This window comes from Chlamydiota bacterium (assembly GCA_012729785.1).
GTDB lineage: Bacteria > Auribacterota > Tritonobacteria > UBA1439 > UBA1439 > UBA1439.
In genome coordinates this window covers 1-20645 of the sequence record JAAYCL010000045.1, presented here as the reverse complement: position 1 = coordinate 20645, position 20645 = coordinate 1, and the positions used below count along the sequence as shown (strand labels likewise).

20 protein-coding genes are annotated in these 20645 nt (G+C 66.4%); 14 read left to right on the top strand and 6 right to left on the bottom strand.

The features are described from left to right. The first annotated feature begins 50 nt into the window (after positions 1–50). The 6 genes from GXY35_11645 (at position 51) to GXY35_11620 (ending at position 5544) form a co-directional block, all read left to right on the top strand. Positions 51–779, top strand: coding sequence for an ABC transporter ATP-binding protein (locus GXY35_11645; GenBank protein ID NLW95231.1), 729 nt, complete (start codon positions 51–53; stop codon positions 777–779). Between the two features lie 214 nt (positions 780–993). Further along, positions 994–1956 carry an ABC transporter ATP-binding protein gene (locus tag GXY35_11640; protein ID NLW95230.1) on the top strand — a complete coding sequence of 321 codons (963 nt, stop codon included), beginning with the start codon at positions 994–996 and terminating at the stop codon, positions 1954–1956. Further along, on the top strand, positions 1953–3083 hold the full coding sequence (locus GXY35_11635; protein ID NLW95229.1) for an ABC transporter permease: 1131 nt from the start codon (positions 1953–1955) through the stop codon (positions 3081–3083). Before GXY35_11640 ends, GXY35_11635 begins: the two co-directional genes overlap by 4 nt. A 27-nt stretch (positions 3084–3110) precedes the next feature. Beyond that, positions 3111–4241 (top strand): ABC transporter permease, encoded by a 1131-nt coding sequence (locus tag GXY35_11630; GenBank protein NLW95228.1) that lies wholly within the window; start codon positions 3111–3113, stop codon positions 4239–4241. Positions 4242–4316: 75 nt separating this feature from the next. After that, a complete protein-coding gene (locus tag GXY35_11625) occupies positions 4317–4751 on the top strand; it encodes a hypothetical protein (GenBank protein NLW95227.1) in 435 nt (144 codons plus the stop codon). Positions 4752–4776: 25 nt separating this feature from the next. Further along, the gene (locus GXY35_11620) at positions 4777–5544 is read left to right on the top strand and encodes an NYN domain-containing protein (protein NLW95226.1); all 768 of its coding nucleotides are present in this window, start codon (positions 4777–4779) and stop codon (positions 5542–5544) included. A gap of 225 nt (positions 5545–5769) precedes the next feature. Here the strand turns inward: GXY35_11620 and GXY35_11615 are convergent, their stop codons facing one another. Further along, entirely contained in the window at positions 5770–7077 is a 1308-nt protein-coding gene (locus GXY35_11615) for an MBL fold metallo-hydrolase (GenBank protein NLW95225.1), read from the bottom strand. Positions 7078–7731: 654 nt separating this feature from the next. Between GXY35_11615 and GXY35_11610 the strand changes: the two genes are divergently transcribed. The 4 genes from GXY35_11610 to GXY35_11595 are packed head-to-tail and all read left to right on the top strand — an operon-like array spanning position 7732 to position 9763. Beyond that, positions 7732–8094 (top strand): hypothetical protein, encoded by a 363-nt coding sequence (locus GXY35_11610; protein ID NLW95224.1) that lies wholly within the window; start codon positions 7732–7734, stop codon positions 8092–8094. After that, a complete protein-coding gene (locus tag GXY35_11605; protein NLW95223.1) occupies positions 8091–8816 on the top strand; it encodes a SagB/ThcOx family dehydrogenase in 726 nt (241 codons plus the stop codon). Before GXY35_11610 ends, GXY35_11605 begins: the two co-directional genes overlap by 4 nt. A gap of 60 nt (positions 8817–8876) precedes the next feature. Further along, positions 8877–9320 carry a rhodanese-like domain-containing protein gene (locus tag GXY35_11600; GenBank protein NLW95222.1) on the top strand — a complete coding sequence of 148 codons (444 nt, stop codon included), beginning with the start codon at positions 8877–8879 and terminating at the stop codon, positions 9318–9320. Then, on the top strand, positions 9317–9763 hold the full coding sequence (locus tag GXY35_11595) for a hypothetical protein (GenBank protein ID NLW95221.1): 447 nt from the start codon (positions 9317–9319) through the stop codon (positions 9761–9763). Before GXY35_11600 ends, GXY35_11595 begins: the two co-directional genes overlap by 4 nt. Before the next feature lie 18 nt (positions 9764–9781). Here the strand turns inward: GXY35_11595 and GXY35_11590 are convergent, their stop codons facing one another. Together GXY35_11590 and GXY35_11585 are read right to left on the bottom strand one after the other, a co-directional pair. Continuing rightward, positions 9782–11707: a hypothetical protein gene (locus tag GXY35_11590; protein ID NLW95220.1), complete on the bottom strand. Its 1926-nt coding sequence runs from the start codon at positions 11705–11707 to the stop codon at positions 9782–9784. 124 nt (positions 11708–11831) lie between these two features. Next, the gene (locus GXY35_11585; GenBank protein ID NLW95219.1) at positions 11832–13325 is read right to left on the bottom strand and encodes a sigma 54-interacting transcriptional regulator; all 1494 of its coding nucleotides are present in this window, start codon (positions 13323–13325) and stop codon (positions 11832–11834) included. Between the two features lie 288 nt (positions 13326–13613). Between GXY35_11585 and GXY35_11580 the strand changes: the two genes are divergently transcribed. The 4 genes from GXY35_11580 to GXY35_11565 all read left to right on the top strand — a co-directional run bounded on the left by GXY35_11580 (position 13614) and on the right by GXY35_11565 (position 19170). Next, on the top strand, positions 13614–13997 hold the full coding sequence (locus GXY35_11580; protein NLW95218.1) for a ComEA family DNA-binding protein: 384 nt from the start codon (positions 13614–13616) through the stop codon (positions 13995–13997). 309 nt (positions 13998–14306) lie between these two features. Continuing rightward, positions 14307–16136 carry a PAS domain S-box protein gene (locus GXY35_11575; protein ID NLW95217.1) on the top strand — a complete coding sequence of 610 codons (1830 nt, stop codon included), beginning with the start codon at positions 14307–14309 and terminating at the stop codon, positions 16134–16136. Continuing rightward, positions 16133–16822 (top strand): response regulator transcription factor, encoded by a 690-nt coding sequence (locus tag GXY35_11570; GenBank protein NLW95216.1) that lies wholly within the window; start codon positions 16133–16135, stop codon positions 16820–16822. Before GXY35_11575 ends, GXY35_11570 begins: the two co-directional genes overlap by 4 nt. Before the next feature lie 470 nt (positions 16823–17292). Further along, positions 17293–19170 (top strand): S8 family serine peptidase, encoded by a 1878-nt coding sequence (locus GXY35_11565; protein ID NLW95215.1) that lies wholly within the window; start codon positions 17293–17295, stop codon positions 19168–19170. A 354-nt stretch (positions 19171–19524) separates the two neighbouring features. Here the strand turns inward: GXY35_11565 and GXY35_11560 are convergent, their stop codons facing one another. The 3 genes from GXY35_11560 to GXY35_11550 all read right to left on the bottom strand — a co-directional run. After that, a complete protein-coding gene (locus GXY35_11560) occupies positions 19525–19833 on the bottom strand; it encodes a flippase-like domain-containing protein (protein NLW95214.1) in 309 nt (102 codons plus the stop codon). 30 nt (positions 19834–19863) lie between these two features. Continuing rightward, the gene (locus GXY35_11555) at positions 19864–20082 is read right to left on the bottom strand and encodes a hypothetical protein (GenBank protein NLW95213.1); all 219 of its coding nucleotides are present in this window, start codon (positions 20080–20082) and stop codon (positions 19864–19866) included. A gap of 307 nt (positions 20083–20389) precedes the next feature. Further along, on the bottom strand, positions 20390–20645 hold a 256-nt coding region (locus GXY35_11550), incomplete at its 5' end, for a PQQ-binding-like beta-propeller repeat protein (protein ID NLW95212.1).

Below are 20645 nucleotides of genomic sequence, written 5' to 3'. Positions count from 1 at the left end.
CCGCGCCGTCGGCCCGCCATGGCCCCCGAGCCATCGACCATGGATCGAACGTGCATCCCATCACCGTCCGCGGCCTGACACGCAGGTTCGGCGACACCGTCGTCGTCGACGACCTGACCTTCTCCGTCGAGGAGGGCGAGATATTCGGCCTCGTCGGCCCCGACGGCGCGGGGAAAACCACCACGATGCGGCTCCTCACCGGCATCCTCGACCCGACCGCCGGCGACGGGTGGATCTGCGGCCGGCACGTCAGCCGCGATGCGGAGGCGCTGAAGGCGGATATCGCCTATATGTCCCAGCGGTTCGGGCTCTACGAGGACCTGACCGTGATGGAGAACATCGACTTCTACGCCGAGGTGTACTGTGTCCCCCGCCGGGAGCGGGCGGAGAAGGTCGAGCGGCTGCTGGGGTTCAGCGGCCTCGCCCCGTTCAGGAAGCGGCTGGCGGGCAAGCTCTCGGGGGGGATGAAGCAGAAGCTCGGTCTCGCCTGCGCACTCATCCACACGCCGAGGGTGCTCTTCCTCGACGAGCCGACGAACGGCGTCGACCCGGTCTCCCGGCGCGATTTCTGGCAGATCCTCTACGGCCTCGTCAGGGATCGGGTGAGCATCCTCTTCTCCACCTCCTACCTCGACGAGGCGGAGCGGTGCCGGCGGGTCGGCCTCATCCACAAGGGCCGGCTCCTCCGCTGCGACTTTCCCGACGCGATCAAGCGCGAGTGCGGAGTCCCGACGCTCGAGGATGCATTCGTGCGGATCATCGGCGAGCAGGCCGGATGAAATCCCGAATCCCGAATCCCAAATCCCAAAGAGATGTGCACCGCCGGCGCCGCGGAGGGCGGGTGGATTCAAGATCCCACATTCCGCAGCCCACGCCCCGACATAGCGATGCGCGAGCAAGGGCCACGGGCGGAGCCAGTACGCTCCGGAATCCGATCTTGTGGGATTTGGGATTCGGGATTTGGGATTACGACGGCCCACCCGGGTGCCCACTATGACCGCCGCCGTCGCCGTCGAGGTGCGCGACCTAGAGAAGAGGTTCGGCTCCTTCGTCGCCGTCAACCGCGTCAACTTCCAGGTGCGGAGCGGCGAGATCTTCGGCTTCCTCGGCCCCAACGGCGCGGGGAAGTCCACCACCATCCGGATGCTCTGCGGCATCCTCCCGCCCACCGCGGGCGCGGGGACGGTGGCGGGCTTCGACATCTTCAAGGAGCAGCGGCGCATCAAGCAGCACATCGGCTATATGTCCCAGAAGTTCTCCCTCTACGACGACCTCACCGTCGACGAGAACATCGACTTCTACAGCGGCATCTACCGCATCCCCCCGGCGGAGAAGGCGGCGCGCGCCGAGGAGATCGTCAGGACGGCGGGCATCGAGGAGTTCAGGACGCGGCTCACCCGGCACCTCTCGGGCGGCTGGAAGCAGCGGCTGGCGCTCGGCTGCGCCATCATCCACCGCCCCCGCATCATCTTCCTCGACGAGCCCACCTCGGGGGTGGACCCGATCACGCGGGCGAGTTTCTGGGGGACGATCAAGGCGATGGCCGCCGACGGGGTGACGGTCTTCGTCACGACCCACTATATGGACGAGGCGGAGAACTGCGACCGGATGGCGCTCATCTACCGCGGCTCCCTCATCGCGATGGGGACGCCGGACGAGATGAAGACGCGATGTATGGAGGACGACGTGATGGAGATCGCCGTCCCCGAGGCGGAGGAGTGGGCCGTGCGCATCAAGGGCGTCGACGGGGTCAAGGAGACCGCCCTCTTCGGCTCGGGCATACACGCGGTGGCCGACGACGCCGGACTGGTCGGGCCGCGCATCGAGGCGCTCTTCGCGGCCGCGGGGGTGGGCGGCGCCTCGGTGCGCACGATAGTCCCCTCGCTCGAGGATGTCTTCGTCTCCCTCATCGAGCGCTACGACGCCGAGCAGGGCGAGGACAGGAGGGGCGCGTGAACCTCAGGAGGGTGCGGGCGATCTCGCGCAAGGAGTTCATCCAGATCCTGCGCGACCCGCGGAGCCTGGCGATGGCGATCGGCATCCCGGTGATGCTCCTCGTCCTCTTCGGCTACGCCCTGACGCTCGACGTGGACGACGTGCCGATGGTCGTGTGGGACCGGGACAACTCGCAGGTCGCCAGGGATTTCCTGCTCGGCTTCAGGGACTCGCGCTACTTCCGGATGGCCGGCTTCCACGACAACTACCCCGCCCTCCTCCGGGCGATCGACCACGGCGACGCGTACTTCGCGATGGTCATCCCGAAGGACTTCTCGCAGGCCGTCGAGGCGGACCGGCGGGCCCCCGTCCAATTCCTCATCGACGGGAGCGACTCGAACACCGCCACCATCGTGCGGGGCTACGTCTCGAGCGTCGTGGAGCGCTACAACCGGGAGCTGCTCGTCGACGCCCTCGCGCGCTCGGGCGGCGCGCTCCCGGCAGCCGTCGACTTCAGGCCGCGGCCCTGGTTCAACCCCAACTTCGAGAGCAGGATCTTCATCATCCCCGGGCTGATGGCCGTCATCATCATGATCATCTCGGCCCTGCTCACCTCGCTCACCGTGGCGCGGGAGTGGGAGCGGGGCACGATGGAGCAGCTCATCGCCACCCCCGTCAGCGCCGGGGAGCTCGTCGCCGGGAAGTTCCTGCCGTACGTCTTCATCGGCTACGTCAACATCGTCGTGGCGGCGTTGATGGCCGAGTTCGTCTTCGACGTGCCCCTGAGGGGGAGCCTCGCGCTCCTCTTCGCCCTGAGCGGGCTCTTCCTCGCCGGCGCCCTGGCGCAGGGGATCCTCATCTCGATCGTCGCGCGGAACCAGCTCTTCGCCAGCCAGATGGCGGTCCTGACGACGTTCATGCCGACCTTCCTCCTCTCCGGATACCTGTACCCGATCTGGAATATGCCGTTCTTCATCCGGGGGATTACCTACTTCGTCCCGTCGCGTTACTACATCGTGGTCCTGCGCTGCATCTACCTGAAGGGCGTCGGGCTGCGGGGGCTCTGGCTGCAGACGATCCTCCTAGCGGTGTTCGCGGCGGCGGCGATGTCGGTGGCGAGGAGCGCGTTCAGGAAGAAGGTCGCGTAGGGGCGGTCCACGGACGCGGAGGCGCAAGTGTTCGAGCGGATACGGGCGATGCTCGTCAAGGAGTTCATCCAGGTCCTCCGCGACCCGCGGATGCGCATCACCATCTTCGTGACGCCGGTGATCCAGGTCCTCGTCTTCGGCTACGCGGCCAACACGGACGTCCGGCACGTCCCGACCGCCGTCTACGACCTCGACAACACGAGGGAGAGCCGCGACCTCGTGCGCGATTTCACCTCCTCGAACTACTTCAGCGCGCTCCACCGCATCTTCTCCGACCGCGAGCAGGACGCGCTCATCGACCGCGGGCGGGCGAGCGCGGTCCTCCGCTTCGACCGCGGATTCGGGCGCGACCTCAGGGGGGGGCGCGGCGCGCAGTTCCAGCTCGTCCTCGACGCGTCGGACTCGAACACGGCCGGGATCATACTCTCCTACGCGAACCAGATCGTCGCGCGTTACAACGAGCGCGAGCTGGCGGCGGCCGTCGCGGCATCGCCGGCCGGGGCCGTGCCGTACCCCTCGGTGGAGATGCGCGACCGCTCCTGGTTCAACACGAACCTGGACTCCAGGGATTACTACATCCCGGGCGTGATCTGCCTGATGATCACCGTGATGACGCTCATCTTGACCTCGATGGCGATCGTGCGCGAGAAGGAGATCGGCACGATGGAGCAGCTCATCGTGAGTCCGTTGAGGCCGATAGAGCTCATCCTCGGGAAGCTCGTGCCGTTCGCGGTCATCGCGCTCGTCGAGGTGCTGCTCATCACCGTCGTGGGGACGTGGTGGTTCAGCGTGCCGATGCGCGGCAGCGTGACGCTCCTCCTCCTGTGCACCCTGATCTACCTGCTGACCATCCTCGGCGTCGGGCTCTTCATATCGACCCTCTCCTCGACCCAGCAGGAGGCGATGATGTCCACCTTCCTCTTCTTCTTCCCCGCGAACCTGCTCTCGGGCTTTATGTACCCGATCGCCAATATGCCGGCGGCCATCCGGTGGCTCACCTACCTCAACCCGCTGCGCTACTACCTGGTCATCCTCCGGGGGATATTCCTGAAGGGGATCGGCATCCGCATCCTTTGGCCGCAGATGGCGGCCCTGCTCGTCTACGGTCTCGCCGTCATCGTCCTCGCGTCGCTCCGTTTCCGGAAAACCCTCGGATGACCCCCCGCGAGGCGGGCGCAACGACACGGTACGCCTGCGGAGAGATATATGCTATGCTGATATATGGAGGATCCAGTGAACGGCTGGCGGAGGCGGGCGACGAGGTTGTGCGGGAGCAGCGGGGCCGCGGGGGCGTCTGCGGCCCTCGCGGCGGCGCTTCTGCTCGGCGCCTGCACCGCGATTGTCCCGCAGCGCGGCCCCGCCCCCCCGAGGGGCGCGTCCCCCGCCTCCACGTTCGTCGCCACGGTGGAGCGGATCGCGTACTCGCCCCTGGTGAACTCCGACCTGAACTGGATCATCGACCTGAAGGTGGAGCGCGTGCTCTCCGGGCCGTCACCGGGCGAGACATTCTTCTTCCGCGTCCGGAATCCGACGCGGCAAGGGATCGAGGTCGGGCGGTCCTTCCAAATCAGGGCGGTCCCGTCCGGGCGCTATTACCGCGTCGATCAGCTCGAACGCGCGGCGCATCCCGGGAACGCCACGGGGGCCCCGCCTCGATCCGCCCGCTGAACAGCCCCAGATGGAGGAACCGATCATGGACGCACGATTCGCGCAGGAAAAACGGCTCGCGGTGCTCATCGACGCGGACAACACCTCCGCCTCGGTCGTTGAACCGCTCTTTGCGGAGATCGCCAAGTACGGAACCGCCAGTGTCAAGCGCATCTACGGCGACTGGACCTCGACCAGCCTCCAGGGCTGGAAGAAGGTCCTGGCCACCTTCGCCATCCACCCGATCCAGCAGTTCCGCAACACCGTCGGGAAGAACGCGACCGACAGCGCGATGATCATCGACGCGATGGATCTGCTCTACGCGGGAAGGTTCGAGGGGTTTTGCCTCGTCTCGAGCGACAGCGACTTCACCCGCCTCGCCTCGCGCATCCGCGAGGCGGGGATCACGGTCTACGGCTTCGGCAAGCGCCAGACGCCCGCCTCGTTCGTCAGCGCCTGCGACAAGTTCATCTACTTCGAGATCCTGAAACGAGGGGGCGAGAAGAAGGACGACGAACAGGCCGGCGGCGGGCAGGCGGTCCGCAAGCTCAAAGGCCCGGACGCCGTGAAAAAGGACTCGAGGCTGATGGAGCTCGTCTGCGGGGCGATCGACGCCGTCGCCGATGAGGACGGGTGGGCCGACCTGGGGAGGGTGGGGGAGACGATCTCAAACCAGTCCCCGTCATTCGATTCGCGGAACTACGGCTTCGGCAAGCTGAGCACGCTGGTGAGGGCGATGGGGGCGTTCGAGATGAGCCCGCGTCCGTCGGGTTCCGATCCTCACCGCAAGAACATACTCATCCGGCGCAAATAACCGCGCCGCCGGGAATCGGAAGAAGCCCCGGAAACCCTGCGGATCGGATCCCGCGGCCCCCGGCTCGCGGACGATCGGGGGCATCAACGATGAGGCGGGGCCGCGTCGTCTCGAGTTGTGCGGCCCCCACCCCCGAAACGTTCTTCAGGCCGTCGACGGTCCCGTGCGCCTCCCCTCAACGATCGCCTTCGCCGTCGCGGGGCCCGCGCCCGGCGCCTGCTGGAGTTACTCGATCGAGGCGGCGTCGACGTTCACCTTGGCCGCTTCGTCCGGCGGCCGGCTTGCAGTCGGCGGCGCGGCGGGAGCAACTTCGGCATCGGCAGCCTTCCGCGGGGCCGTTTCGGCGGGAGGCCGTGCCGTGACGAGGGGGCGCAGCCGCTCGAGGATCTTGACGCCGATCCCCGGGACCCTGCGGAGTTCGTCGACGCTCTTGTAGGGGCGCCGATCGATGATCCGCTGTGCGAGCGCCTTTCCGATCTTGGGGAGCGTTTGCAGTTCTGCCGCGGAGGCGCTGTTGATATCCAACTTCTGGTCCTCGGTCAACACCGGGACGAAGTCCCACCGCTTGTCGGGGGGCGGCAACTCGCGCTCGGTCGTGACGCCGTATTCTTTGCCGTCCGTCTTGATGACGATGGTGCCCTGGTAGTCCGTCCGGTAGATCTTCGCCCCCGTCGCCTGCAGCCGTCCGAGCGCCTCCTCGTCGGGGAGGTGGAACTTGTTCTTCTGCCCGACGCTGATCAGCACCACCTCGGGTTTCACCGCCTTCACGAACGCCTCGGTGGAGGAGGCGTTGGAGCCGTGGTGCCCGGCCTTGAGAACCGTCGACCTGAGCTTGTCCCCGCAGGTCTCGAGCATATTCCTTTCCGCGGTTTTCTCCGCGTCGCCCGTCAGGAGGAACGAAACGGCGCCGTAGGTGACCTTCAGCACGATGCTGGCCGCGTTGGAGCCTTTCCCCTCGACGGTGGAGGGACTCAGCACCTCGGCGGTCACGCCCTCGCCGAGGTCGAGTTTTTCCCCGCTCAGAAGGTTCCGGTACCCGATATCCGGGCGGCTCATCACCGCCGCGAGGAGCTCCTTGTAGAGGTAGGTCGTGTGGGCCTGCCCGGGATCGATGAACTCGACGATCTCGATCGGCCAGGGGCTGTCCGGCTTCGTCTCGGTGACCACGGTGACGAGACCGCCGATATGGTCCTCATCGGCGTGCGTCATGACCACGTAGTCGAGCTTCTTGATCCCCTTCTTTTTCAGGAAGGGGATGATCACGGTTCTGCCCTTGTCCTTTCTCTTGTAGCCGGAGCCGCCGCGGCCCCCGTCGATCAGGATCGTCTTGCCTGCGGGGGTCGTGATGACGGTGGAATCCCCCTGGTCGACGTCGAGGAAGTACACGGCGAGGGTGCCCGAGGGTGCGGGGGAGAGCGGCGCGGCCGCCGTCGCTGCCGCCTGTTCCTGTGCGATCCCCCCCCGGCAGGTCAGTGCCAGTACAGCCGCGCACATAAGCGCCCGCCGTCTGCCGTATCCGCCGCGTCTCGTCATGGTCCGATCCTCCTCGCGGGTCCAGTCATTTTGTTTTTCAGCATAGCACGTAGGAGAACCTTGCGCAAACGGCAAAATCGATGGACCTCCGGGGGCAGGACCTCCTCCGCGTGACCCCGACTCCGCGCCGGGGGACGATCGGTACGGCGTTTGCGGACAAAAAAGACCGCAGTCAGAAGGCACGTTCCGCACTGACTTCATCGCCGTCTGACTGCGGTCCCGCTGCAACCACAACTACCCCAACCTTCAACATTAATATTGCACACTTGCGCGTCGGTGTCAAGCTAATAAATCTCCAAAAATCGCTCGGAAGGGGGGACAGCGAGGGGGTGCCGAATGCCGTCCGGGCGGAAGCAGCGATTTAGTTTCAAGGTGCGGCGCTCTGGATTACCGCTCCTGCGTGAACAACGGGGAAGAGATGTCATCCCCCCTCACTGTCCCCATGCAGACGAAAATGGAAAAGTAAGGATCCTTGTGTGGGCGCGGGTGTCAATACTCGTTAGAAATGTCCCCTCCATTAACTTATTAGAAATGTCCCCTGCTTGCTCTCCCTCTGCCCCCAAGCATGGGGGGAGAGGGCCGGGGTGAGGGCGGGTTGGTTCATCTTTCTCACCCCCACGGTGTTGTGCGGGCGCGGGTTGACGAACCGGCGGTATGCTGTCATACTCGCCTGGGACAGGCAGGAGCGACACGACGGGGATACGAAGCCACGGCGGATGGCAGTGGAGAACGCCGGCCGACGGCCCCGCGGTCCGGAACGTCAACCCCGCCGACAGGTGCGAAACGGCCGTCCCGCACGTCGCGGCGGGCGAGCCCGAGGTGCGCAAGGCACTCGCGGCGGCCCGCGATCCGTTCGAAGAGGTGCAGTGGCCGTTCGGCGAATGCAAGGCCGCCGGCTGCGGCGACTGCGAGATGGCCGGGGAGGGGGTGAACTTCTCCGCGCAGACGAAAACGGTCTTCACTAACCACTCGGGCAGCGGCGCGCGCGCGACGACACGGCAGGGGGCGGCGAGATGACCGAGGGCATCGGGGAGAGGTTCCAGCGGGAGACGAAATACCGTCCCGGCGGGCTGGGCGGCGGCGCGACGGGAGAGGAGCCGCCCCCGCCGTACAAGGAGTATCCCCACGCCGCGGTCCTGCCCCTTCCGGAACCCGATTCCGGCGGGCGGATGTCGCTCGACAGCGCCTTGCGAAAGAGGAGGAGCGTCCGCGCATTCGCGCAGCAGCCGCTCTCCCTCGGGCAGCTCTCCTACCTCCTCTGGGCCTCGACCGGCATACAGCGCCGCGAGGGAAGCCATATGTTCCGCACCGCTCCCTCGGCGGGCGCCCTGTACCCGATCGAAACGTACCTCACGGTGAACCGGGTGGAGGGCGTGCGCCCGGGGGTGTATCATTACGCCGTCGGGCGGCACGCGCTCGAGGAGCTCCGCTTCGGGCGTTTCGGGGCGGAGACGGCGCGGGCCGCGCTTGGCCAGGAGATGTGCGCCGCCGCCGCCGCGGTCTTTATCTGGGCCGCGGTCTTCTCCCGCGCGCGGTGGAGATACGGGCAGCGCGCCTATCGCTACGTCTACCTCGACGCGGGGCATATCGCGGAGAATCTCGCACTCGCTGCCGCGGCGCTCGGCCTCGGAAGCTGCCAGATCGGGGCGCTGTTCGACGACGAGATGAACGCCCTGCTGGGGATCGACGGGACGACGGAGAGCGTCCTCTACATGAGCGCGATCGGCCGGTCGCGGTAGCGGCATGGTATACTGAATGTGCCGCGGGACACCCCCCGGCGCGACCATCGGAGGTGTGCGATGAAACGGCACGGATCGATCCTCCTCGCCGTCGCAGTCGCGGCGGGCGGCGCCGGGTGCGCGGCAGGGACGCGGGCGGGGGCCTTTGACCGTATCGCGGCCGCCGCGGCCCAGAAGGACGGAGTCAGGGAGATCAGCTACGCGCAGTTCATCGAGATCAGGAATTCGGGAGAGGAGTACGTGCTTCTCGACGTGCTCGACGAGGAGTCGTACCGCGAGGGGCATATCGACGGGGCGTCGAACCTTCCGGTGGGGAAGATCACGAAGGAGTCCGCGGAGAGGATGTTGAAAAAGGACGCGCGGGTCGTGGTCTATTGCGGGAGCTTCCTGTGCACGGCGAGCACCTCCGCGGCGAAGAAGCTCTCCGCGCTGGGGTATACTGTCCTCGACTACAAGGGCGGCCTCAAAGAGTGGAAAGAAAAAGGAAACGCACTCGCGAGGTGAAGTCGCGAGGCGCGGAGACGGTTTCGGCGGCGACCCGGTTCGGCGAGTTGAAGGCCCTGTTCCGCACGCTTCTGGGCCCCGGCGGCTGCCCGTGGGACCGCGAGCAGACGCACGAGACGCTCATCCCCTATCTCCGGGAAGAGGCGGAGGAGTTCATCGCCGCCGTCCATGGGGGCGATCGGGACGGGATGCGGGAGGAGCTCGGGGACGTCCTCCTCCAGGTGATGTTCCACGCCGAACTCGCCGCGCGGGAGGGGGCGTTCACGGTCGAGGAGGTTATCGAGGGGCTCATCGGCAAGCTCACGCACCGGCACCCCCACGTCTTCGCGGACACGAAGGTCTCGTCGTCGCGGGAGGTGGTCGCGAACTGGAACCGCATCAAGGCCGGCGAGAAGCGCGCGCGGCGAAGCGGGAACGAAATGCGGCCCGCACGCCGTTCCTGACCCTCCGTGGCGCATCCCCTACTCCGGTTGGGACCGGACGTCTCCCTGCGGCGGGGGGACCCGCGCCGGCATGGTGCGCCTCGGCAACGGGGTCCTGCGCAGCGCCCGCACGCGCGGCCTGCGCGTTCTCGTCGGGGCGGGGGTTCGGGTCGCCGGCGAAACGGTCGCCGTGGGCGGAGGGGCCGTGGGCGTCGAGGACGGCTGCGGCATGGGCGTGCACGTCGACGTCGGCACGGCTGTGGGCGTCGGGGTGGGCTCGGCCGTCGGCGTGGCGGTCGGGGCCGGGGTCGCCGTTGTGACGGGCGGCGCGGGGTTCTCCGGCTCCCGGCGGGGTTCCGCGTCCGGCGGCTCCGCGGGCGCGGCGCCGATCGGCGAAGCCGGCGGCCCTCCGGGCCTCACCGCGCCGAGCGCCGTCATCATCTCCTCCGCCCGGATGACGCCGGGCACCGGGCGGTCGGTGGACATCGCCATCCCGTTCGTCTGCGCAGCGTTTGCGCTTCCATGCGTGCCGCGGAGCGCGATCATGTTGACGAAGAATCCGCTCCCGTAGCAGTAGCCGTCCTCGAGGCTGACGAACACGTCGGGGCGGTTGACGACGTGGTTCTCGACGGCATCGGAGAGGCGCCGCAGGATATCGGGGTAGACGTGCAGGCCGGTCGCCTCGAACCATGCCGCGTCGTCCGCGTACCCTTGCCTGTCGAGTTCCCCGCGGCGCTGCATCTCCGCAACTATCCCGCCGAGGCTGAGCGGGTCGCCGGAGAGCATCTCGTAGCGGTAGCGCCGGCCGTTCCGGTTGATCACGGCTTTGCCGCGCGCCCCCTCCACAACGCAGGCGCCGTCGTTCTCATACACGGAAAAATCGACCCCCTTGAGCGAGGTGAGCGCCTGTGCCACCTCCGCGCGATTCTCCTCCCGGGTATAGAGACACGCGACGCCCACAAGCCCGAAGCGCGGGATCACCACGTCGCGAGGAGAGCGCAGCGAGCCGGCGACCCTGAACCCGTTGCGGGACAAATGCCGTTGGAGGTCGACCAGCTGACCGCTGGGGACGAGGTTGTTCCCGTGATCCGAGAAGAGGCTGATACGCACCTCGCCCGCGGTTTCGAAGATGATCTCGTCGAGCATCCGCTCCAGCATGAGCAGATGGCGGGTGAGCCCTTCACGGCCCTCGCGGTGGGCCAGGGCGTCCGTCGAACCGATGTAGAGGAGGATCGGCCGGTCGGGGGGCTTCTCGCGGAGGAGGCGGCGGAATACCGCCCGGCAGCGTGCCAGGTCGTGATCGGCGACCGCGTACGGAGCGAGGTAGATCAGGGCTCCGTAGCGCGGGTGCTGCTCGTAGTCGAAGGCGGCGTGGAAGGTGTCGCCGGTGGGGCGGACCATATGATCCCACGCGCCCCCGGCGACCCGGTTGCGGAGGCGGTCGAAGTATCGGTTCTCGATCCCGGGCGTCTTCTCCATCCCGAACAGGTCCGCGAAGGCGGGATTGGTGTCGGAGGGGAAGGTACTGATGACGCGGCCGGGCGGGTAAAAGTCCCTGAAGCGCCCCTGCCGCCACAGCGCATCCATCACGGAGAAGGGGACGGAGTCGACGCAGATGATCAGGTGGCGCAGTGCCCGATCCGCTTCGGGCGCCTTGGGGATGGAGAGGTCGAACGTCCCGTCCCCGTCGAGGTCCTTAAGGTAGCGGTCGACGACCCCGTCGCCGTCCAAATCCTGCTTCCGAAACTCCGGTCTCAGGTCGCCGTCGAAATCGTAGTCCCGGTTCGTCACGGGGATGCCGTCGAACGGCCGGGCCTCGTGGATCTGCGGCGCGGGGAAAAACGGCGTTCGCGGGAAGGCGCAGGAGCCGGCGAGACAGACGGCCCCGAGACACGAGGCCGCGACGACAGGCAGCCGCGCCGACAGGCGCGGGCGGGAGCCGGAAATCATACGATACCCTTTCATCCCCCCGCGCCGTCGTGGGGCGCGGGGATAGGGAAATCATAGCATCTTGAGGAGGCGGTTCAAGGGCGTCGCGGCGGCGCCCCCGCGCGGAGGAACCTCCCCGACGGCGCGGGGACGCGGGCGTCTACCTGAGACCGAGGTCCTTCATTAGCTTGGAGAGGTACGGCTGCGTGACGCCGAGCTTCGCCGCCGCGCGCGACTGGTTTCCGCCGCACTCGCGGAGCGCCTCCGCGATGACGCCTTTCTTGAACTCCTTCACGAGTTCGCGGTAGGGGCGGTCGATGGCTACCTGCCGCGACGGGACGAGGGAGATGTCGAGGAGCAGGTTGTCCGCGTCGATCGTCTCCTTCGCGCCGAGCACGATGGCGCGTTCGAGCACGTTCTCCAGTTCCCGCACGTTGCCGGGCCACGCGTACCCGAGGAGCGCCTGCTTCGCCGCGGCGGTGATGACGGGGATCGAGCGTCCCTCCTCCGCGCAGTAGCGCTCGATGAACCGGTTGGCGATGTAGACGATGTCCTCCCTTCGTTCCCTCAGGGGCGGGATCGGCAGGGTGATGACGTTCAGCCGGAAGAAGAGGTCCTCCCTGAAGGCGCCCCGTTGCACCTCCTCCCGGAGGTCCTTGTTCGTCGCGGCGATGACGCGAAGGTCGGCGCTTATGGTCTGTGTCCCGCCGACCCGCTCGAACTGATGCTCCTGGAGGATGCGCAGAAACTTGGTCTGGAGGTCGAGCTTCATCTCGCCGATCTCGTCGAGGAAGAGGGTCCCGCCGTTCGCCAGCTCGACCTTGCCCTTCTTCATCCGGATCGCGCCGGTGAAGGCGCCCTGCTCATGCCCGAACAGCTCGCTCTCGAGGAGCTGCTCGGGGAGGGCGGCGCAGTTCAACGCCACGAAGGCGCGGCTGCTGCGGTCGCTCCAGGTGTGGATGGCACGGGCGACGACCTCCTTGCCGGCGCCGCTCTCGCCGAGGAGGAGCACGGTGGCGTCGCTTTCGGCCGCACGCCGGGCCATCTCGATGACGGCCTTCATCGAGGGGGAAAAGCTCTTGAGGAGGCGGGGGGCCATATCGAGCTGTTCGCGGAGAATCTTGTTCTCCTTCGACATCGCGTCGTAGAGGTTCGCGTTCTCTATCGCGATGGAAACCTGCTCGGCGAACGCCTGCGCGAGATGGAGATCCTCCTCCGTGAAACGGCCGTCATCCGGCTTGTTGATGATGTTGAGTACGCCGAGAACCTTGTCCCGTGCCTTGAGCGGGAGGCAGAGGATCGACTTGAGCGGGATGTCGGTAATCGCGTCGAGCTTGTGGGAGTAGCGGGGATCGTGCTGCACATCGTTGGAGAGGACCGGCTCTCCGTGCTTCGCGACCCATCCCGCGATGCCCTCGCCGACCTTGAACCGCACCTCCTGCATCTTGTTCCTGTCGCTCCCGACCACGACGAACGCGACGAGCTCATCGGTCTCGGGGCGAAGCAGCATCAGGCAGGAGTTCCGGCACTCCACCACCTTGGTGGCGGAGCAGACGATCGCCTCCAAAAGCTTGGTCTTGTCCCTTGTGGAGGAGACCTCCTGCGCCGCCTGGAGAAGAGAGAACAACTTGTTCACCACGTACTGCTGCTTCATCTCGGGAGTCATTCCGTGCGCCTTTCAAACCGTATTCAAGTGAGGGATGTATGTTCTCCTCACGAGATCTCCAACCCAACAGACAATGACGCATTATATCTTAATCGCAAGTAGAGTCAATGCTTCACTTAGCAACTAGACCGCTTGCTCTTACCATACATAAAAGAATATATAGTTATATGCAATAGTGATATTATTAGCAAAACTAATTATTAAAACCTGGAATTATCATTTTCCGCAATATCAGTAATATGCTGCAATGCAGCATATTAGATCAATACTTGTTTAATGCACGAATCTTGGCATCAAATGTGCTTATCATTGGGTGCATCAGGCGATGTATTTGCTTTGACGCTCCATATTAGAAAGGAGAGCGAAATGAGAAAGATGATGATGATGGTGCTGGTTGGATGCGCGTTCCTGGCGATGGCCGGTCAAACGCAGGTGTACGCTGCTGGGAAAGTGAACATCAACACCGCATCAAAGCGCAAGCTGGAACGGCTGCCGGGTATCGGCAGAGATCTTGCGGTGAGGATCATAGAGCACCGCAAGGAGTTCGGTCCGTTCGACAATCTTGCCGAGCTCAAGAATGTCCCCGGCATCGGCGAGAGGCGCATCGAGGTGCTCAAGGACGAGGTGACGTTCGGGAGTCTGGCGGAGAAGAGGCTCTGACGGTTTTCGCTGGCATCGGCTAATCCGGGCAGCTCGCGGCGGTGACGCCGCGAGCTGCCTTCTCGTATTCGCGGACGTTCGGCGGGGTCGAGGCGCAGAGAGGCGTCCGCGGCGGGGATCCGACAAGTTCAGATTGCGCGCAGGAGCGGGCTGTGAGAAAATCGGCTACGCGAGGGCGCCATGAACGGCACAGCGCATCGACGGGGACATGGATCTGAATCGCGCGGCGCGTCCGAAACCGGGCGCGCCTTTTTTGTCTGCCCGGCCGGCGGCAGGGGCCGGGCCTCGTCGAGGGGGCGCGCGACGGAAATGAGAAGGCATGCACGCCGCGCGGCGGATCGTGAACTGGCGCATCGGTACCGGTCGCTCGTGGAGCAGATGCAGGTCGGGATCGCGATAGTGCGGCTCCGCCCGCTGCGCTTCTTGTTCGCCAACAGGGCGTTCCTGCGGATGAGCGGCTATCGTGCGCGGGAACTGACCTCCCTGGGACCCAAAGAAGCGGCGCGGTGCTTCCATCCCGAGGACCGCGCGGCCGTGCTCGATTACCTGGGGAAACGCATCGCGGGGAGGGAAGCGTCGCTCTTAAACGGTTGGAGGATCGTGCGGAAAGACGGCGGTATCTGCCACGCGGAGATCTCATCGAGGAGTGTGCGCTACGAGGGCAGGCCCGCGGTGCAGGCCACCTTCATCGATTGGACACGGCGCTGGGCGAACGAGAGGAGACTGCAGTTGCTCTCGCAAGCCGCGGAGCAGGTCGAGGAGGGCGTCGGCGTGATCGATCTCCACGGAAAGATCGTATACGCCAACCCCGCCGTCGCGGTGATGCACGGCCGCGCGCCCGGGTCGCTGGCCGGCAAACCGTCCGCCGTGTTACACAGCCGGAAACAGATTGCCGCGGTGCGGGCCGCGTTCGCGCAGGCGAGGTCCACGGGGCGTTATTCCGGAGAACTCTGGCACGCACGGCGGGACGGCACCGCGTTCCCCTGTTTTGTGCAGACAACCGTTCTGCGCGATGAAAAGGGCGGGGAGATCGGATTCGTCGCCAGCTGCCGAGATATCACCGACGCAAAGAATGCGGCGGACGAGCTCGCGCGTTTGCGCGAGGAGAAGGCGCTGATCCTCGACAGCATCTCGGAGTCGATCTCGTACAACGACAGACGATCACGGATCGTTTGGGCGAACTTGGCCGCGGCCAGGCGGGCGGGGATGATGCCCCGGGACCTACTTGGGCGGCGCTGTTACGAGGTCTGGCACGGCCGCGGCCGTCCGTGTCCCCGGTGCCCCGCCCTTGTGGCGATCCGGACAGGCAAGCCGGCGTGGGGGGAATCCGCTGTCAGGGACGGGCGCCGCCATCTCGTCGGCGTCTTCCCGGTCAGGGACTCCGAGGGGAGGATATCGGGGAGCGTCGTGGTGGCGATCGAGGCGGGCACGGAGGTCGGGGCCGAGGAGTTGCACAACCTGCGGAGCTTCTCGAAGATGCTGATCGATCTCCAGGAGGAGGAGCGCAAGCGGATGGCGCTCGAACTGCACGACCAGGTGGGGCAGCGACTTGCGGCCCTGAGGTTCCATCTCCGGCGGATCGGGAAGAGGTGCGCGGAGGGGGACTGCGCCGCGCCGGCCGAATTCACCGAGGCCTATGCCCTCATCGATGCCACGCTGGGCGACGTGAGGGCCATCTCCCGGCGGCTGCGCCCGCCCACCCTCGACATCCTCGGCCTCGTCCCCTCCCTGTCGCAGCTCGTCGAGTCGCTCTCCCTGCAGAGCGGCATACCCGTCCGCCTGCGTTCCCGAAACGTCCGCGGCAAGATGGACGCGAGGATAGAGATCGCGCTGTACCGCGTTGCGCAGGAGGCGCTGACCAACGCGTTGAGATATTCGGAGTGCACCCGCATCGATATCTCCCTCCGCAAGATCCGGCGCACCCTGACGCTCCGGATCGTCGATGACGGAAAGGGGTTCGGGCCGCTTCGGGCGAACAGGGTGACGGGTCTCGGTTTGACCGGGATGCGCGAGAGGATCGAGGGGGTGGGGGGCTCGTTCGCGGTCAGGTCCGTCCCCGCCGCGGGGACGCGGATCGAGGCGCGCGTGCCTCTGCCGCTCTGCGCGCCGCGCGCGCGACGGAAGGGGGGAAGCGGATGAGGACGAAACGGATGAGGGAGCGGCGGCGCACCTCTGCGGTGAGGAGGGTGCTCCTCGCGGAAGACCATGCCCTGGTCAGGAAGGGGGTGCGCGACCTGATCGAGGAGCGCGCGGGATACTCGGTGGTGGGCGAGGCGATCGACGGCGTCGAGGCGATCGAACTGGCGAAGAAGCTGCGCCCCGACATCCTGATAATGGACATCGGGCTCCCGAGAATGAACGGGCTGAACGCCTGCCGGCACATCCGGGAGTTGCACCCCGCCTTGAAGGTGATCATCCTTTCGATGTACGCGGACCGTGAGTACGTGGCGGAGGCGGTCCGGCAGGGCGTGTCGGGGTACCTGCTCAAGGACGGGGCCGCGGATGAGATCCTGTGCGCGATGGACGCAGTGTCGGCGGGGAAACGGTACCTGAGCCCCGCGCTCTCGGACGTGGTGGCCGAGGTGATCTTGGCGGCGCGGCCGGCGAAGGTGATCGAGGGGTGGGAGAACCTGACAAAGAAGGAGAAACTCATCCTGACCTTAATCTCGGAAGGAACGGGGAGGAGCGAGATCGCGAAGCGGATGCACATCAGCCCCGAGACCGTAAAGACACATCGGAGAAATATTCTGACCAAGCTGAAACTTCGCAGCACCGCGGATCTGGCGGCGCTGGCGGTGAAAGAATTCACCCTGAAGCCGGCATAGGGGCCGGTCTCGGCTCCGCAGCAGGCTTTGCATGGCCACGCCGCGCATCGTATTCCGCTTCACGGAACAGCCGGCGTTCCCGTGCGGCCGGAATCCCGGGGCTGCGGTCTCCCCCGTTTCAGGTGAGCCGCATGCGCCTCGCCGCAGCGCGCGCTCCTCGCTGTCGATCTGCAATCCGCTGCGGGAGCATCGGTTGCCGCATCGCCGGCCGTCGAGATCCGTTCCCCCGCCACCTGCATCCGTTCCATGAAGCGCGGAGTAGACCCCCTGAAAATCTCCCCCCTCGGGGGATTGTAATCTGCCGCGCAAATGATCCAAACTTGTATGGCGGGATGGCCGGTTCCCCGCCCCGGTTTGGAGCAGAATCGCCCGGAGTGACTGAAATGCGGCGAAAGAGCGCATCAGAGCGCGATTGACCGCGGTCGTACCGAGTGCTCTACGTACCGGAGTAGTAACCCGAGGAGTGTCCGATGGCTATTCTTCCAGGCCGCATGCGCGTCGCAGCGCGTCTCCTTCCCTTCATCACGGCGCTCCTCGCCGCACACGCCGCCTCCGGCGCACCCGTCATACCGGAGGAGATCGCCGACGCGATCTTCGCGGACGGCGAAGCGGAGTTCTTCGTGATCCTCAAGGAGCAGGCGGACCTCTCCGCGGCGCGGCGGCTCGCGCGGAAAGAGGAGAAGGGCCGCTACGTCTTCGAGACGCTGCGCGCCAAGGCGGAGAGCTCCCAGAGGAAAATCCGCGCCTGGCTGGACAGCCGCAGCGTCGAGTACCGCCCGTACTGGATCAAGAACATGGTGCTCGTAACCGGCGACCTCGAGGTGCTGCTGGACGTCGCGGAGCATCCGGACGCAGCGGAGATCAGGCCGAACAGGACGGCCAACTACATCGATCTCGTCCGGCGCGGAACCGGAGACGCGGGGGACGGGTCCCTGGCGGTCGAGTGGAATCTGACGCAGATACAGGCCGACCGGGTCTGGGACGAGCTGGGGGTGACGGGGAGCGGCATCGTGGTGATGGGCAACGACACGGGGGTCCAGTGGGACCATCCCGCCCTGAAGAACCATTACCGAGGGTGGAACGGCGCCGCGGCGGACCACAACTACAACTGGTTTGATCCAGGCGGGCGCTTTCCCGCGGCGCCGGGCGATAACAACGATCACGGGACGCACACGATGGGCACAATGGTGGGCGACGACGGGGGGGGGAACAGGATCGGGGTGGCTCCGGGCGCGAAATGGATCGCCTGCAAGGGGTGTGCGTCCAATTCATGTTCGGATGCGCACCTTCTCGCCTGTTTCCAGTTCGCCCTTGCGCCCACCGATCTCTCCGGGGCGAACCCGGACCCGCAAAAGGCGCCGCACGTGATGAACAACTCCTGGGGCGGATCCGGCGGGGACGACTGGTGCTACTCGACGATCCAAACGCTTGTCGACGCGGGCATCTACATGTCGTTCTCCGCGGGCAACAGCGGATCCAAATGTTCCACGCACGGGTCCCCGGGCGACTATGACATCGTCACGAGCACCGGCGCGGTCTCGCAGGGCGGCTCCATCGCCTCCTTCTCCAGCCGCGGGCCTTCCAAGATGACCCCCGTCACGCCGAAGCCCAACGTGGTGGCCCCCGGCGTCAACATCCGCTCCTCGGTTCCCACCAATACGTACGAGAGCGGCTGGAATGGGACCTCGATGGCGGCGCCGCACACCTCGGGCCTCGTGGCGCTTCTATGGTCGGCGGACCCGAGTCTCATCGGCGATGTCGCGCAGACACAACGTATCATCGAGCAGTCCGCGGTCCCCACCGAGGACGGTCAATGTTCGGCCCCGGCGCCGCCGAACGCCGTGTACGGATGGGGCGAGATCGACTGCTACGCCGCGGTCCAGCCGCGTACCGTTCCCACGCCGACGCCGATTCCCACCCTGGTGCCGACGGTGACCCCGACGCCGACGGAGACCCCGACGCCGACGGTCCCCCCGACGCCCGTGCCGACGCTCCCTTCCGCCGAGAATGTTCTCAGTTCGTCGCTGGTGACGCGCGGGGAGATCCTCCGGGGGACGTTTGTGCTTCGTGAATCGGTGAAGAGGCCGTTCCGGCCGTATGTGGTCGTCGTGCTTCCCGACGGCTCGATGCGCGATGCCCGGACGCTCGGCATGACCCTCAACCCGCTGGTCTGGTTCATGCCGGCCCTCGGGGCGCCGTTCGAGTACGAAATCCTCCGCGCGAGGGTCCCGGAGGGGGCACCGCCGGGCACCTACGCGCTGGTGACCGCGTTTTTCGACAGCACCGTCGACGTGCAGTCGCGGTGGCAGGCGTTTCTCGACGTGAGCGCATTCTTCCAGGTGCAGTAGGGCGCACGAAACCGGCTGCAGCTTCGACCGGTTCTCTCTGCGGCTCACGCCGCTTCTCCTCCCCGTCTCGAAGCGGAGGGGCGGTGACCGCCGGCGTGGAGGTTCCCGCTATCGCCGGTTTAAGCCCGCGGTATGCGCCGGCTGACTGAGCTTCGTCGTCTCGACGTTCCATCGTTTCGACGCACCATTCGGGGGACAGCAGTGTCGGGCGTCGAAGCATCAGGAGCGCCGCGGCGCCGAGCCCATTGTCCGGTCGATCGGACGGTCGCGAGTGCGCGGCGGAGCAAGGATGGGGCGGCATGCGGACAGCGGGCCGTAATCGCCGCATCCGACGCGTGTGAGCGAGCCGCTCGATCAGACGGGCGGGGATACCGCGGATACACGGCACCCCGGTCGTTGCGCGCGCCGGGGCCATCCCCCCCGGGACCGATCGCCGCAGGCAGCGGCCCCGGGACGTTCAAGATCCTCTTCCTCCCCACGCTCGCGGATCTGCTGGCGGACCGCGACCCGCTCTCCTACTGTCCCCATCACGCACAGGGCGTCGGACACCCGTTCGAGCACCACCGTGGCGAGCACCGTGCCAATGCTCACGCCGTGCTTCTTCCCGATGAGCACGGCGCGGATGACCTCGCCGCTTCGGGCGGGCAGGACGTTGTTGGCCATGAAGCAGATGCTGATGGCCGAGAAGAGGTTTCAGAAACCGATGCGCTTTGTCGGCGAGAGGAGGCACCCCCAGCGGAACACCCTGAAGAGCATCGAGACCGACACGCACGCCATCGCCGGGAAGAGCCACCGGTAATCGGCCTGGGCGAGGGCCTCCCAGAGGGCGCCGAAGTTGACGCCGCGGAACGCCACGGCGAGACAGCATAGGGCAAGGGCGATCCCCAGTACGGCCCGCGTGCGTTTCTTCATCCCGCCGCTTCCCCCTCCGCCGCGGCCGCAGCCGCGGACCGCGCTCCCGGATCGGATACGGATGATAACACCCGGACTGGGCGGTTGACAAGGAGCACCCGGAACAGACAGGAGCGGTGCGGGTGGGCCCGCGCACCCGTCGCGCAGAAGTTGCAGTCGGTTCTCGCCTGCTGCCGAGTGACTTTTTAGGGCACTATGCAGGGGAGGGGGAAACGCCATATAGAGCGTCCGCGGGCGGCGGCTCGGGGGCAAATTACGATGCAACCATAAGGGGCGGAATCGGATACCTACAGCGTCCGCGCCGCGGTTACCAGCCCCAGTCGCGGCCGCGGTAGTCGTAGCCCCGGCCGATGTCGATGATAAGGATGTCCGGCGGCGGGAAGGCGTCCGGCGGCTGGAAGTTCACCTGGACCGGCGGCGCGACCGACGGCGCCTGGCCGTGGAGGGCGTAGAGGGTGTTGTCTATCGATCCGATGTAGACGGTCCCGTCCGTCCCGACCGCCGGTGAGGAGTTGACGTAGTTGTCCGTCTCGTAGACCCACGAGAAGACCCCCGCCGAGGTC